General features: G+C 65.2%; 10 protein-coding genes. 1 reads left to right on the top strand and 9 read right to left on the bottom strand.

The features are described 5' to 3' along the window. The first annotated feature begins 48 nt into the window (after nucleotides 1–48). On the top strand, nucleotides 49–2,730 hold the full coding sequence (locus tag ACSYDW_RS09100) for a WecB/TagA/CpsF family glycosyltransferase (RefSeq protein ID WP_438338410.1): 2,682 nt from the start codon (nucleotides 49–51) through the stop codon (nucleotides 2,728–2,730). A 54-nt stretch (nucleotides 2,731–2,784) separates the two neighbouring features. Here ACSYDW_RS09100 and ACSYDW_RS09105 read toward each other — a convergent pair whose 3' ends face one another. From ACSYDW_RS09105 to ACSYDW_RS09145, 9 genes are all read right to left on the bottom strand, one after another. Continuing rightward, the gene (locus ACSYDW_RS09105) at nucleotides 2,785–4,086 is read right to left on the bottom strand and encodes a hypothetical protein (protein ID WP_438338411.1); all 1,302 of its coding nucleotides are present in this window, start codon (nucleotides 4,084–4,086) and stop codon (nucleotides 2,785–2,787) included. Next, nucleotides 4,083–6,014 (bottom strand): O-antigen ligase family protein, encoded by a 1,932-nt coding sequence (locus tag ACSYDW_RS09110; RefSeq protein ID WP_438338412.1) that lies wholly within the window; start codon nucleotides 6,012–6,014, stop codon nucleotides 4,083–4,085. Before ACSYDW_RS09110 ends, ACSYDW_RS09105 begins: the two co-directional genes overlap by 4 nt. Before the next feature lie 45 nt (nucleotides 6,015–6,059). Next, nucleotides 6,060–6,812: a hypothetical protein gene (locus tag ACSYDW_RS09115; protein WP_438338413.1), complete on the bottom strand. Its 753-nt coding sequence runs from the start codon at nucleotides 6,810–6,812 to the stop codon at nucleotides 6,060–6,062. 104 nt (nucleotides 6,813–6,916) lie between these two features. Next, on the bottom strand, nucleotides 6,917–9,289 hold the full coding sequence (locus ACSYDW_RS09120; protein ID WP_438338414.1) for a glycosyltransferase family 4 protein: 2,373 nt from the start codon (nucleotides 9,287–9,289) through the stop codon (nucleotides 6,917–6,919). Further along, nucleotides 9,286–10,767 (bottom strand): oligosaccharide flippase family protein, encoded by a 1,482-nt coding sequence (locus tag ACSYDW_RS09125; RefSeq protein ID WP_438338415.1) that lies wholly within the window; start codon nucleotides 10,765–10,767, stop codon nucleotides 9,286–9,288. Before ACSYDW_RS09125 ends, ACSYDW_RS09120 begins: the two co-directional genes overlap by 4 nt. Beyond that, nucleotides 10,767–11,894: a DegT/DnrJ/EryC1/StrS family aminotransferase gene (locus ACSYDW_RS09130; protein WP_438338416.1), complete on the bottom strand. Its 1,128-nt coding sequence runs from the start codon at nucleotides 11,892–11,894 to the stop codon at nucleotides 10,767–10,769. The genes ACSYDW_RS09125 and ACSYDW_RS09130 overlap by 1 nt, the downstream gene beginning before the upstream one ends. After that, nucleotides 11,891–12,571 carry an LbetaH domain-containing protein gene (locus tag ACSYDW_RS09135; RefSeq protein ID WP_438338417.1) on the bottom strand — a complete coding sequence of 227 codons (681 nt, stop codon included), beginning with the start codon at nucleotides 12,569–12,571 and terminating at the stop codon, nucleotides 11,891–11,893. Before ACSYDW_RS09135 ends, ACSYDW_RS09130 begins: the two co-directional genes overlap by 4 nt. 4 nt (nucleotides 12,572–12,575) lie before the next feature. Continuing rightward, the gene (locus tag ACSYDW_RS09140; RefSeq protein ID WP_438338418.1) at nucleotides 12,576–13,742 is read right to left on the bottom strand and encodes a DegT/DnrJ/EryC1/StrS family aminotransferase; all 1,167 of its coding nucleotides are present in this window, start codon (nucleotides 13,740–13,742) and stop codon (nucleotides 12,576–12,578) included. Further along, a complete protein-coding gene (locus tag ACSYDW_RS09145; RefSeq protein ID WP_438338419.1) occupies nucleotides 13,739–14,788 on the bottom strand; it encodes an NAD-dependent epimerase/dehydratase family protein in 1,050 nt (349 codons plus the stop codon). The genes ACSYDW_RS09140 and ACSYDW_RS09145 overlap by 4 nt, the downstream gene beginning before the upstream one ends. Nucleotides 14,789–14,797 lie beyond the last annotated feature (9 nt).

Here is a 14,797-nt window from a genome sequence, read left to right on the forward strand (position 1 = left end):
GCTGCCGACCGGGGTTGCAGCACGAAACGCAGGGGCCTTGGGGGCACAATGCAGCGGGTGGAACTTGCCGGTGTCGTCGTTGATCTGCTGGATCTTCAGGACGCCTTGGATCGCGTGACGGAACGTGCAAGCCATGTGCCGGGTCCCGGCACCGCGAACCCGCCACCGCTGTCGGTCGTTTCCGCGAACATGGACCACATCATCCAGTTCGGCCATGGCGGACGCTGGGACAGCGTTCTGGGTGACTCGCGCACACCCAGCCCAGTGCTGCGGTGCCGCGACGACGAGGAATCCGGCAGCACGGCGCCTCGGATCAATTGGCTGACATTGCTGGACGGGGCACCGCTGGTCACCCGGGCAAATCGAATCACCGGGCGCCGATGGCCCCGGCTCGCCGGAAGCGACCTGATCGGCCCGATCCTTGACGCTGCGGAGCGCAACGGATCGTCCGTTGGATTCCTCGGTGGTTCCACCCACGTACAGCAGCAACTGGCACTTGACCTGCCCACGGTGCGTCCGACGCTGAGGATCAGCGGCTTCTGGGCACCGGAGCGCGCGCAAATCGAGAACCGCGCAGCTTCACTCGAATTGGCCGAGCAGGTGCGCCGGGCCGGAACCGACATCCTGGTAGTGGGGTTGGGCAAGCCCCGGCAGGAACTGTGGGTGGCCAGCTACGGCGACCTGACAGGGGCCCGGGTACTCCTGTCCTTCGGAGCCGTTGTCGATTTCCTGGCCGGCACGGTGCAGCGGGCCCCGGATTGGGTTAGCGGCCACGGAATGGAATGGGCCTGGCGGCTGGGGTTGGAACCAAAGCGGCTCGCCCGGCGCTACCTTCTCGACGATCCGCCCGGGCTGCTGATGATCCGCCGCGACAGCCACCTGCTGGATGCTGCCGCGGGGACCGCGGCAGGTGTCGAACCCTGTCGAGTGCCGGCAGCGGAGGAACCGAAGCATGCTCCGGGGATGTTCGTTCCCGACGGGCAGGTTTCAAGCGTCTCGGTGCTGGCGGTCACGTACAACAATGCCGACTCCATCGAGGAGCTCATCCAGAGCCTGCGCATCGAAGCTCAGGAGTTCGCCCTGCGCTTGGTTGTCTGCGACAACGGCTCGGGCGACGCGACCTTGGAGGTGCTCCGGGGGCATCCGGATGTCATCGTCGTAGCCAACAACGCGAACCTTGGCTACGCCGGCGGCATCAACATGGCACGGACCTTCGCCGGGGAGTGTGAAGCCGTTTTGGTGCTGAATCCGGACTTGACCGTGGCACCTGGAGCAATCGGCGCACTACTCAAACGGATGAGGCGCTCGGGTGCAGGGTTGGTCGTTCCCAGGCTGTTGGAACCAGATGGCGAGACCTACCGGTCGCTGCGTCGCGAACCCTCCTTGGGCAGGGCACTGGGCGACGCGGTGTTCGGTTCGAAACTGCCCTCCAGGCCCGGGTGGATGAGCGAAATCGAATTCAACCCGGAGAGCTACGCACACCCCCACCGCGTGGACTGGGCCACCGGCGCCGCACTGATGATCCGGGTGGACGTCGAGCGGCAATTGGGGGCTTGGGACGAGCAATTCTTCCTTTACTCGGAGGAGACCGATTACTTCCGCCGGGCCCGCAAGCACGGCCACGACATCTGGTACGAACCTTCGGCGGCAATGACCCACCAGATGGGCGGTTCGGGTTCCTCAACGGACCTGAACGCATTGATGGCCGTGAACCGGGTGCGTTACGCCCGAAAGCACGGCACCGCGCGGTATGCAGCCGCGTTCCACGGACTGGTTGCACTGCACCATGCCGTGCGTTTCAACCTTCCGGCCCACCAAGGGCTCTTGGCCAGGATCGCCAATGAGTCGACTTGGGACCAGCTTCCGGCCGGGACCCAGCCCGAGGACGGAGGCGACCGTTTCCCGCGCGGTGCCGTGGTTATTCCGGCACACAACGAGGCTGCGGTCATCGCCCGTACCCTGACCCCGTTGGCACCTCTTGCCCAGGCGGGACTCATCGAAGTGGTTGTCGCGTGCAATGGATGCACTGACAACACCGCGCAAATAGCCCGCTCCTTTCCCGGGATACGTGTCATCGAATCCGAGGTGCCTTCCAAAGTCGCCGCGTTGAACCTTGCCGACCGGCTCACCGAGACCTTCCCACGGCTGTACCTTGACGCGGACATCATCATCACTGTCTCGGCCTTGCGCATGACCTTCGATTATCTGTCTTCGCCCCAGGCGCTTTCGGCACGTCCTGCCTTCGACTACGACGTCACCGGGGCGGCATGGCCAGTTCGGGCGTTTTACCGGGCCAGACGCCGCATCCCGTCCAGCAACCAAGCTCTCTGGGGCGCCGGGGCCTACGGAGTGAGCCTTGCCGGCCGCAGACGCTTCGACGAGTTCCCGGACGTGACCGCGGACGACCTGTTCGTGGACCGGCAGTTCGCGCCCACAGAGAAAACGGTGCTGCCCAGCATCCCGGTGCGCGTCAAGACCCCGCGCACCGTCGAAGCACTTTTGGCGATCCTGCGCCGAACTTACCGAGGGCAGGGCGAACTTTCAGAGGGCCGGCACCAACATTCCACCAGACGTACCCTGCGAGAGCTTCTGGCTTCCGTCTCGGGCCCACGAACGGCGTTGGACGTGTTCGTATACGCAACACTGGCCTCCGTCGCCCGGGTGCAGAACCGCACGAAGGCCAATAGCCGTGGAAAAGCCTGGGAACGGGACGACACCAGCCGGTCCTGAGCATCCGCGACGAAGCCCTCCGGGGTCGTGGCGCATGGAGGACGGTGTCTAACGCTAGCAAGACTCCGTGGGGACTCGATAGATGTGCACAGCGTTGCCGTCTTCGAATCGATCGCTGAAGGTACTCCCCCTGGCCTTGACGGTACGGCCTTCTCCGACGACTTCTATGTCTCCGGCAATCCCGCAGGCCAGTCGGAACTCGGCTTCCTGTTTCCCGGGGCTCGCCGAACCGGAAAACACGACCACCTCGCCATCGAGTTTCCTGACCGTGCTGCGGATGTTCCCCTTCACCGACTGCAGGCCTCCCTGCACCACCGGCGCATTGATGGCAGTGGCCAACCTCAACACTTCGTTGTTGATCTTTGTGACCGAAGCGCTGAAATCCTCGCCGCAATCACGAAGGATATGCTGCGAGGCGCAACTCCCGGCGAAACTGTGGTTGAAGTACACGATGCCGCGGGCGCCGGCGATGATGCTGTGCCAGACGGCGGCCCGGATTTCTTCCGGTTTGATCGGCTGGACGGTCTCCGCAAACGGCATTCCGAGTTCCACGAAGCCCCAGACCGGCTTCGCACCCGGGGGTTGCACAAACCCGCGCATGCGCTCGACCGTCCAACCGTAGTTGGCGGCGAGGCGACATTCGCTTGGCGTCAAGTCACGCGGTTCGTCCAGTTTCGTGCCGCCTTCGGACTTGCCGCAGATATTCGGGTCGGTGAACCAGTAGTTGTCTGCCGAAACGATGTCGGCATACTGATTGACGAAATACCTGCCCACGGTGTCCGGATCCCAAAACGTGACGCCCTTGCCAAAGTTGGCGTAGACCACCAGGCCCTCCGGGGACTTGAGCAACGACTTCTCCATGATCGTGTACCCGCAGCGGCTGTCTTCGGGCTTGCAGATTGGGGCTTCGCCGGGCCATGCACCCGTCCACACCCCGTGGCCGGACTTGCCCCACATGTCCACCTCGTCGGGGAGCACGAATCCGTTCAAGTCATCGTCCGGTGTGCTTGCCAGTACATACATCCCGGCATCGCGGGCCAGCTGGGGCACCGAATCGGGTGTCAGCTCAACGTAGGTGTTGATGCCGAAGGACTTGTCCTTCTCCACCAGGGCTGCGTCGGTGACGCTCTCGTGCCATACGGACAGGGGGAAGAACGAGGCATCGTCGGGGAGCGGGTTCTCGAATTGCCCGTAGTACGCGTTTGTGCCGTCCACAGGCAGGCTCCCCAGCTCCACGGTTCGGTCCGGTTCGCCCACCATGCAGCCAGAGAACAAGAGTGCCGCCACCGTGGCGCTCGCCGCTGCCATCGCCCTACGCATGGAAACAGCGGGCGGACTGTGTTCAGCGCCGTTCACAAGGCTTCCTCTCGTTTGGCAGGCTCCCAGAGGCCAGGGGGCCTGATTCGCCGGGTGACTGCGGAATGGACAAGCATCGCGGCAACAACCGTCGTCAACCCCCAGAGCAGCAGGGCCCACTTCGTGCGAGGTTGGATTGCCGCCGGAACGACGTCTTGCGGGTAGGTGTCGGTCAGGATAAAGGCGCTGGGAATAACCCTCATCTCGTCTTGGGGCTGTGCGGCCATGGCAACCAGCTCGCTGGTGATGGATCTGAGTCGGTCCCGTGCCGCATCGCGGTTCGGGGCTACAACTTCCACGGTGATCAACGCATTCTTCATGAAGGTTTCCCATTGGCCGCCCGCATTGGGCACATAGGCTACGGACCCTTGGCCGATCCCGGTCCCGTAAATCGGAGCCGAGACGGTGCGCAATGCCTGTTTGCCAACCGTGCCCGCAAATCGGCGCTCCACCATTGCCGCATACGGGATCAAGTCCCTGGCATCCGTGCGCAAGGAGTTTCCGTCAACCGCCGAGGCCGGCGGCAGGAACACGACTTCCTGCTGGGCCCAGTAGACCGGAGGCACAGATCGGATATGGAGCGCCACTGGAACCGCCAGGGAGAATACCAGCAGCACGGCACCAGCCGATATCACGTGCGCTCGCCGCTTGCTCACCCCGCCCAGGCGGACGCTTGCGCTGTCCAGCGATTGCTCGCGAGACAGGCGCCAGTATCCTGCAGCCAAGCCGAGCACGAGGAAGAGCACGCCAGGTGCCTGCGGAAACGAAAAGGCATCGAAAAAGGCCATAAGTGAGGCCCCTGATGCGATGGATGCGGCCAAACCCACCCCGAGCTGGTTCATTGCGGCGTCCGAATCGTCCCTTCGGGCGACAACCGCGCAATACACGGCGGTTGCCATCAAGCCCAGGAACGCCAGCAACCCGATGATGCCGATCTCGATGAGCAGCTGTAGAAGCTGGTTGTCCAAAATCCGGTAGCTCGGCAGGAAGGTCCCGAAGCCCCTCCCGAACCACGGGTTTGCCAAAAACATCGCGAAGGCGAGGTCCCAGCTGTCAGTCCGTGAATTCACGCTGGTGTCGGCGCCGGAGAACATGTCAGCGACCACGCGCACAAGTTGTGGCATGGCCACGCCAACCACACCCGCCCCAAGGACGAAACTGGTGAGCACGATCATGCGAACCTTGTTCCCCCAGAAGAGGAACATCGAGACGAATCCAAGCACGAGACCGATGAGGGCGGACCGAGTGAGGGACACCAGTGACGCCGTCACCATCAACAGGACCGGAAGCACTCGAGCCACCAGCTTTCGTTGCCTGTCGCCCACGGCCAAGGCGAGGGCGATGGGCAACAGTGTTGAAAGGACCGCCGCGAATTCAAGAGCATGCCGCGCGGTTCCTCTCGGCCGCATGTACCCGTTGCGGATATCCATTCCTCCGTCACTGCCGCTGAGGCCCGGTGTCGGTAGCCTGTCGATCAGCAGGGTACCCGTTGCAAACTGGTAGATGCCCAGCAGTGCAACGGTTGCACCCACCAGCACCAGGCGTCGGCAAAGCACCAGCAGTCGCGCCTTGGAAGGGATCCCGTCGGCCGCCACGTAGAACACCCCTGCATAGCTGCCCAGTCGAATCAGTCCCATATCCGCCGCGTTCTGGTCCGCCTGTGGAATCGAGGATGCCGCGGCCACAATCTCGCTGACCAAGACGGCGGCACAGAACAGCGCGAAGGCAACGGCTACCGGGTTCGAGAAACGCCGATAGGTTGCGGAGCGGACCCGGAACCACAGCCACCACACCAGCAGGCCCACCGAAAAGATCGCCGCCGGGGTCCCTGCACCGCCCAGTGGGGCAAGCACCCTGTCACTGGGCACAAAGAGGAGCAACAGCACATAGACGGTCAGTCCCGTGACAGCATCGAACTGCACCGTCATGGGTACACGTTGGGGGGCTTTGCGGCTCAGTGTCTGGAGCATGGCCTATGACCCGCTGGCCATCCCCGACCGGTGGAGCTGGGCCAGCGAGGTGTCCGGAACCATTGGTGTTCCCTGCTCATCGGAGTCTTTGACCAACGGTTTTTCATCCTCGGCCCCGGTGCTGCCGCCTTTGTCCCGCTTGGGCCGATTGCGCTTGCCTGCCCGTTTGACCAGGAGCTTGTCTATGGCCGCCACTGCCAAGACGGTTCCGATCAGGCCGGCAGCGCCAGCGCCAGCCATCAGCTGAAGTTGGCGCTTGTTTTCCGTATCCGCCTCGTGGGCCTGGGCAAGCGTCATCGAGCCGATCTTCGCGTTGCCGGGTACCTCCAGCTGCGATTGCAGGCCGTCCAGTGTCTGGGGTACCAGCTCCACCACTTGGCCCAGCAGATCCAATGCCTCGGTGTTTGTCGGTGCCGCGGTGGTGATGTTGATGATCGGACCGGTCGTCGTCGTGTCCTGTTCCAGCGCATAGCCGAGTCCGTCTCGTCCGTTCAGCACCTCTGCCTGGGTACTGGCAGAGTTCATGGTGATCACCAGGACATTGAGTGCCTGGCCCAGTCCACCCATGTACAAATACGGGTTGTCCCCCTCGGCGACCGACTTTTTCGGCGGCAAGAGAACTACTGTCGCGGTGGCCTTGTACGTCACAGGAGTGATCGAGTATGCAACGAAAACCATGCCCGCAGTGACACACAGCCCGACAAGCACGATGTACCAACGACGCAACAAGCTCTTGAGCAAATCGCTGACTATCATGGAACTTCCCCCAAAAATTCGCCGTGCTAGCTGCGCCCCAACCCACTGCTTTCGCATGGTGCGTCGTGGCTGCACGATCGAATGCGTTTGTGGTTTCCCCCACTCTACTGGCGCAATACCACATCGTCAGTACTTAATCTCAACAGTTCACCTGTGCGTTTGTCCCAACTGTTTGCGGCGGCCAGGTCGTGCCGCTCGGCGATGGCCAGGGGGTCCTCGGTGATTCGCTGCGCTTCAGCGAGGAGCTCCACGATTTCCCGGCTCGACCGGCCGATCCGCACGTGTACCGATTCGAACCACCGCGAAGCAGGCAGGTCGGTGGAGACCACGGGAATCCCGGCAGCGAGATAGTCCAGGGTCTTCAAAGGGAAACTGGCCTCGTTGAAGGGCGAGGCAGCGTAGGGCGTGAGTCCCACCGCGCACTTGGAGAGGAACCGGGAAACATCATGCTGGTCGATTTCTCCTGCCCACTCGACACCTTCGGATTCCAGGAATTCCATCATCCGGTGTTTCCAAGCCGCATCCTTTCCGCGCACAGGACCCGCCACTTGCAATCGGAATCCACTGTCACGGATCACCTCCAGCAACGACAGGTCCAACCGGTCATTGAGCTGGCCCAGCAGGGCCACGTCCGCGCGTCCTGCTTGCGGAGGATGCATCTCGCGCACGTGGCACCCGTTGGGCAGCAACCGCACACGTGGTCGGGCAGGAGATGAACCCAGCGCATCGACCAATCCCGGAGACACGGCCAACACGACATCGGCCACAGCGATGTTCTGGGCCAGGCGTCGCTCCACACTTCCGGCCGGCAACCCCATCAGCTGCTCGCCCGCCACCCAGTCATCGGTGACGTATAGGACCTTGGTTCCGGGCAACCCCTTGGGGAAACCGGCGGTGGCGGAAGAATGCACGATCAACGGCGCAGCAAGGCCCTGCCGGGCCACGATCCGGCGCACCGCCCGTGCCGAGAGCCTGTCGTACTGGTTGCGCAATGCGGGAATACTGACCCCCGCGGGCACTTGGGTCCAGACCCTTGTGATTCCCGGCTCCGCCGACTCGACAGCGACAGACCTCAGGGACGGCTTCGTTCCTGCCGCAAGGGCTGACTTCAGTGTCCGCGGCGGGTCGATCCATATCACGGGGCCTCGTTTGGACAAGGCCGTTGCGAGCATGTGGTCGGTGCCCTTGATGTCGCTCCAGAACGTTCCCGGCACATACACGACGGGCGGATGTTCCGCCTGCCTTGGCCCGGCCGGCCCGCGTGCTGCAACCGTGTCCACGTTGAAGTCGTCGGCGGCAGCCCTTCGGCGGATCCGCTGTGCCACACGGGCAGCCTGGTAGCGCACGAAATGCAGGGAGGCCCTGAGGCTTTCCCCTGGGTGCTGGCGGGTATCGGCCAAAGCACCGCGGTACAGTTCTTCCAAGCCGGAGACGGCAGCCGTGATGGAATACCGTTCCTCGATGACGCCCCGGCCGAATGTACCGAGCGCTTCCAGGCGTGCGGGGTCCGCCAGCAAAAGCTCAAGTTCGGCAGCGAAGTTCACAGGGCCCCGCCCGGCATCCGTGCCGACCCCGTACCAGCCCTGCCAGAAGAACTCGCCCACGTTTTCGGGAGCCGCTGCCTTCCAGTAGCCCCCTTCGCCCTGGACGATGAGCGGCTTGCCGAAGCTCAAGGACTTGAGTGCCGATCCCCCCATGCCCAGCATCACGTCGGCCGCGGAATAGGCGGGACGCGGGTCGGACATTGCCCCGGCCAGAATGACTGTCCCCGGGTATCTTTGGTTGACAAGACGGGCCTCCTGCCGGACCTCGCCAAGCGCCGGGCCGTCCCCCACCACGACCAAGCGGATATCGCGGCTTTCGCGCAGCAACCCCATAGCCCTGATGGCCGACACGATCCCTTCAAGTTTCAGCTCCGGCACCAGCCGGCTGACGACGGCGACCATCGGCACATCGTCGGGAATTCCTTGCTGCCTGCGGAACTCGGAACCTGCCGCAGCATCAAGGGTGTTTTCCTCCTCGTCCACGGGCGGTTCCAGCAGCGTGACCCGCCCGTAGCGGCGGCGGATCCGTTCCTCCATGATCTGCTCCGTACCCACCGTCAGTGGCATGTCCCGGGGGATGAAATTTGCCACGGACATGGACATGACTGTCGAGATGCTTGCCGTGTTCTTAAGCCCCCAGCCAGCCAGGCGGCATTCGAGCGACGGCGGCCACTCGAACCCATGGAGAACATCCATTTCGCGTTCGATGGCCACGCGTCGCAAGTCGGCAACAATGCCCGGTGTCGGGCGATGGCTCGGGCGCGGCGACTCGATGTATTCAAGCCCGAGCGCGTGGATGCGCGCCACCAGTTCGCCCGGCTGCCCGTACACCACCACCTCATGCCCCTTGTCACGCAGCCCGGCAGCGAGGTCCAGCGCGTTGAGCTGGCTGCCACCCATGTGCAGGTCGTGAGGGTAGATCAAGACTTTCATGGGGATGCCTCTGGTCTTTCTTGCCGGGAAATACGGAGAATGCGGCGGATGTCCCCGCGCTGGAGGTAAAGCAGGCCCGCCATGGTTAGGAGTGTGAAAAGGGCCCCAGCGCTAAGCGCGAAAAGGGGAATCGGAATCACCGTGGCGCACAGGGAACACACCGCCCCAGCCGCCAACCCGCTGAGAGCAGGAAGCCAGAGAACGCCCACCATGGATCCCAGCCCGATGCCGACCCGGCGCAACTGCCACAAGTACATCGGCATCAGCACCGCGAAAGCCACCGCTGCCTGCGCGGCCGCCAGACCAAGCAGGCCCGCCCATGCCGCACCGAACCACAGCGCCGGCACCAGGGCCACCAGTCCGGCAAGCTGGATCACCATGACCGTACCTGTCCGCCCCGCGACGACCAGATAGTCGTAGACCAGCTCGTAGAACACCTTGGAAAGAGCGGCAACCACCAGCCAGGAAAGCACCCCCGCCGCGGGCATCCAAGGTTCGCCGTAGACCAGTCGAACCAACGGTCCGGCCGCACCCGCAATGGCCAGAAATGCCGGAAACGTGGCGCTGGCCAGAATCCCCAAGAGTCCCTGAACGACTTGGTGGGAGCGGACCGGGTCATGCTGGATTGCGGCGAAGACGGCCGGGGCGACCCTGCGCAGGGGCTGCGACACGACGTTCAGCGGCCAGCTGGAGAGGTTGAATGCCAAGACGTAGAAGCCCAAGGCCAGGCTTCCCAGGACCGCCCCGGCAACCAACTGGTCCGCGTATCCCACTGCGAACATCACGATGCTGGCTCCGGCCAAGGGCAATCCGAACTTCAGCAGGGACGTGGCCGTGCCTCGATCCCACCCGAAACAGTACGGCATCGGCGAAGCCCGGAGAAGCATGGCGGCCGACAGCGTGCTCCCCACCAGCCGGCCAATGGCCAAAGCCATGGCCCCCATGCCCAGCAAGGCGAGAACAACTGAGACGACGGCTCCCGACCAGACATTGACCTGGTCGATGGCCATCCGGGTCCGTTCCTGGAATGCGCGTTGGAGAAGCGCGGCCGGTGCTGCCACGATCCCGTTGAGAAGAACCGAGAGTATCAGCAGCCGCACAACGTCCGTCGCGCCCGGATTTCCCATGAGATCGGTGAAGACCGGGGCGGCGAACCAGCCCAGGGCGCAAAAAACAATGCTTCCGGCGGTGGACAACGTGTTGACCGTCGGAAAGATCAGCGACGGATCAGTGGGCCAGCGCACGATGGCGAGGCTGACGCCCAATTCGTTGAAGCTGAGCACCGCCATCAGTGCCACGAGCGCAATCGCAAACGTGCCGAATTCCTCGGGCCCCAGCAGACGGGCCAACACAATGCCAATGCCCAGGGTTCCCAGCCTGGAGACCAAGGCATTGGCAAGACTCCAGCCGAAGGCGCCGCCGGCGGTGGCCCCGTCGTGCGGCGGCGCCTCCGGAATCGTGGCCTTGCGCTCGGACATTACCGCAACGCCTGCTTGAGGGCCTCGACAACGAGCTCCTGCTGTTCCTCGGTAATGTGCGGGAAAATCGGCAGGGAAAGGATCCTCCCGGCGGCACGCTCGGCCACCGGGAAGTCCCCGGGCTTGTAGCCGAGATCGGCGAACGCCCCGGTCAGGTGCACCGGGTACGGATAGTGGATCCCGGCCCCGATGCCCGCCTCGTTCAGCCTGGCCAGGACACTGTCGCGCTCCTGGACCTGGATGACGTACAGATGCCATACATCGACGTTGCCCGTGGCTTGCGTTGGCCGCTCGACTTCCGGGACCTCCGCCAGCAGCCGCCCGTACCGGGCGGCGGCCTCGCGGCGCATGTCGTTCCAGCCAGCCAGGCGTTCCAGCTTTGCACCGAGCACGACCGCTTGGACGGCGTCCATCCGGGAATTGCGGCCCACTGCCTCATGGACGTATTTCACCTTGCTGCCATGGGCCGAGAGCAGGCGCACCCGCTCGGCAAGCCGGGCGTCGCTGGTCAGCACTGCGCCTGCATCGCCGGCCGCCCCGAGGTTCTTGCCCGGGTAGAAGCTGGTCCCGGAGACCTGTCCCAACGTCCCGGCGCTTCGACCATGGCGGGTCGCGCCCTGGGCCTGCGCGGCATCCTCGATGACCACCGCGCCGCACCTCGCCGCGATGGGTTCCAGCTGCTCCACGAAGGCGGTCTGCCCGTAGAGATGCACCGGCATGATCGCCCGGGTCCTGCCGGTCACGGCCGCCGCCACGGCCAGCGGGTCGATCAGCAGGTGCCGGGGGTCCACGTCCACGAGCACCGGGCGGGCACCGACCAGGCTCACGGCTTCGGCGGTGGCCACGAAGGTATTGGCCGGAAGGATCACCTCGTCCCCCGCGCCGATGCCGCTTGCCCGAAGCGCGAGTTCCAGGGCGTCGGTGCCGTTGCCCACGCCCACGCAGTGCGAGGTGCCCACAAAGGCCGCGTACGCGGCCTCGAATTCCTGGACGGCGGGCCCTCCGATGAAGGCCGTGTCGCGGAAGACCCGCGCCAGTGCCGCATCCACCTGCGGCTGGACCTCAAGCTGTTGCGCCCTGAGGTCCACCAGGGGGACCGAGGTTTGGGTCGTCGAATTGGTGGTCATCGGTGGGCCCCCTCCAGGCGCGGCCGTGCGGCGGTTTCGGTGTTTTCACGTGCGCGCAGCGCCCGGGCGGGGTTCCCCGCCCACACGCTGTTTGCCGGCTGGTCCTCGAGCAGCACCGCGCCCATGCCCAGCGTGGCGCCCTCCCCCACCGTGAGGCCCTGCCGAACGCTGGCGTTCATCCCCACGTAGGCGCTCGAACCAATGACGGTGTTTCCCCCCAGGACGGCCCCGGCTGCCAGGGTTGCGAAGTCCCCCACCGCATTGTCATGCGTGAGGACCACCCGCGGCATCAGCACTGCGTGTCGCCCGACGGACACGTCGCAGGTCAGCACGCATCCGGCAAGGACGATGCCTCCCTGCCGAACGGCGACGTTGCTGCCGATGTCGGCCGCGCCGCTCACGTGCGTGGCATAGCGTTCGGGTTCCACCCCGAGTTCCGCCAAACGCGCGACGATTCGTGCGCGGGAACTTCCCGGGCCCGCGCACACCAGGAGCATTTCGGTGCGCGTTGCGGCCGCATCGATGCCTCCGAGCACCGCCGCGCCCGAGATCTCCCGGCCCCACAGGCCTTCCGAGTCGTCAAGCATGCCCACGACCCGGTGGTCGCCGGTGGCGCGGATCGACGACGCTGTCTCGCGCGCCAGTCCCCCGGCGGCCAGCAGCAGCACCCGTGCCATGCCTTCAGCCCCGCGGGTTGGCCAGCGCGTGGATCACGCGTTGCTGGCCGTCGTCGGTGAGCTGGTGGTACAGCGGCAGGATCAGCGTGGCATCGGTCAGCCGTTCTGTCACCGGCAGCCGGCCCGCCGCGACATGCGCGTGGGCGGGTTGCCGGTGGGCGGCCATGATGCCGCGCCGTGCGGAAATCCCCAGGCGGCCCAGGTGCTCCAGCAGGGCCTCGCGGCCGAGTGGATATTCCGGCAGGACCTCGACCCAGCAGGACTGGAAGTTCGATGTCCCGTGCTCCGGGTCGGCTACGAGGCGCAGCCCGGGAATCCCGGCGAGCGCCGTGCGGTACCTTTCGGCGAGCATGCGGCGCCGGGCCACCATTTCATCGAGCTTGCCCAACTGGACAAGCCCCATGGCCGCCTGCAGGTCGGTCATGCGGAAGTTGTAGCCGATTTCCGCGTAGCTTTCGGCCGGCGCGACGATCGAGGAGTGGCGTTCGGCGGCGGAGACGCCCATGGAGTGTTCCCGCAGGGTCCGTGCACGCCGTGCCCACAGTTCGTTGTCGGTGGTGAGCATCCCGCCCTCGCCGGTGGTGAGCACCTTGCGCGGGTGGAACGACCAGACGCTGGCATCCGCCCCCTGCCCCACGGGCTTTCCGCGGTACGTCGAGCCGACGGCGCATGCCGCGTCCTCGATGAGCAACAGGCCGTGAAGGTCGCACCACCGTCGAATAGGAGACAAATCGACCGGCACACCGCCCTGGTCGACGACGATGACGGCCGTGGTGGCCACGGTGAGCGCGCGGTCCAGGGATTCGGCTGTGACGTTGCCGGTGGCCTCCTCGACGTCGGCGAAGACCGGGCGGGCACCCACGTATGTCGGCGCGTTCGCGGTGGCGATGAATGAGAACGACGGGACCAGCACGTCGTCTCCGGGTTTGACCCCGGCCACGATGAGTGCGAGGTGAAGCGCCGTGGTGCAGCTTGAGGTGGCCACGGCATGGCCCGCACCCTGGCGTGCTGCGAAGGCACTTTCAAACTCGGCGGTCTTGGGCCCCTGTGCCACCCACCCGGAGGCGACGACCTCTGCCAGCGCCCGAGATTCGTCTTCGCCGAGCCAGGGCTTCATGACGTTGATGCGTTCGGGTGCGGCCGTTGCCGGCAGTGCCGGAATCGTTGTCATCGTGGTCCCACCCCGCTCTTGGCGGTCAGCAGGCGGCCGGCGGCCACCTCCTCGCGCAGGGGTTCCCACCAGGCGACAAGCTTCTTCAGGCCCTCCTCCAAACCGACCCGCGAAGCGAAACCCAGGTCCCGTTGCGCCGCCGAAGTGTCAGCGAGCCGGCGCTGCACGCCGTTGACGGCGCGTTCGGGCCCGTGCTCGACGTCGAGGTCCGAGCCCATCACCCGCAGCAGGGCCCCGGCCAGGCCGGCAAGGCTTGTCTCGGTGCCGCTGGCGATGTTGTAGGTGCCCTCGTTGACGGGTCCGGCCGCGGCCAGCAGGTTGGCGCGGGCGATGTCCTCGGTGAACACGAAGTCCATGGTCTGGGACCCGTCGCCGAAGATCAGCGGCGGGAGCCCGTCGGCGATCCGTTCCATCCAGCGCACCAGCACCTCGGTGTAGGCCCCGTGCACGTCCATGCGCGGCCCGTACACGTTGAAGTAGCGCAGTGCCACGTAGTTCATCCCGTACATGGCGCGGAACGAACGGAGCATGCCCTCGTTGAACGACTTGGCCGCCCCGTAGAACGTGTCGTTGTTGTAGGGGTGGTGGTGTTCCCCCGTCGGGAAGCACTCGGCCTCTCCGTAGACCGAGGCGCTGGATGCGGCAACGACCTTGGGCACCCTCGCCGCGGCCGCCGCCTCGAGGACGTTGAACGTCCCGTCGACAAGGACCTGGAGGGCCAGCCGCGGTTCCTCGGCGCATTGGGTGATCCTGATCGCTGCCTGGTGGAACACGACGTCCTTTCCGCGGACGAGTTCGGCCACGAGTCCCCGGTCGGCAAGATCCCCCTCGACGAGCGTGCACCGGCCGGTGGCCAACGCGTTCGCCAGGTTGGCGCGGCGCCCGCGGACCAGGTTGTCCAGCACCTGGACATGCGCGGCTCCCGCGTCCAGGAGCTGGTCGACGATTTCCGAGCCGATGGTCCCCGCACCGCCTGTCACCAGGTAGTGCCCGCCGGAGAGGGCGGTCGGGTTGCTGTCCCAACCGTCGTGAGTGTTTTCCTTCATGATCCCCCC

Source organism: Paeniglutamicibacter selenitireducens (assembly GCF_051550675.1).
In the GTDB taxonomy this organism is placed as follows: domain Bacteria; phylum Actinomycetota; class Actinomycetes; order Actinomycetales; family Micrococcaceae; genus Paeniglutamicibacter.

Coding starts and splice junctions, on each gene's coding strand:
- ACSYDW_RS09100 (WP_438338410.1), top strand. CDS start 49: ATGCAGCGGGTGGAACTTGCCGGTGTCGTCGTTGATCTGCTGGATCTT.
- ACSYDW_RS09110 (WP_438338412.1), bottom strand. CDS start 6,014: ATGACGGTGCAGTTCGATGCTGTCACGGGACTGACCGTCTATGTGCTG.
- ACSYDW_RS09115 (WP_438338413.1), bottom strand. CDS start 6,812: ATGATAGTCAGCGATTTGCTCAAGAGCTTGTTGCGTCGTTGGTACATC.
- ACSYDW_RS09120 (WP_438338414.1), bottom strand. CDS start 9,289: ATGAAAGTCTTGATCTACCCTCACGACCTGCACATGGGTGGCAGCCAG.
- ACSYDW_RS09125 (WP_438338415.1), bottom strand. CDS start 10,767: ATGTCCGAGCGCAAGGCCACGATTCCGGAGGCGCCGCCGCACGACGGG.
- ACSYDW_RS09130 (WP_438338416.1), bottom strand. CDS start 11,894: ATGACCACCAATTCGACGACCCAAACCTCGGTCCCCCTGGTGGACCTC.
- ACSYDW_RS09135 (WP_438338417.1), bottom strand. CDS start 12,571: ATGGCACGGGTGCTGCTGCTGGCCGCCGGGGGACTGGCGCGCGAGACA.
- ACSYDW_RS09140 (WP_438338418.1), bottom strand. CDS start 13,742: ATGACAACGATTCCGGCACTGCCGGCAACGGCCGCACCCGAACGCATC.
- ACSYDW_RS09145 (WP_438338419.1), bottom strand. CDS start 14,788: ATGAAGGAAAACACTCACGACGGTTGGGACAGCAACCCGACCGCCCTC.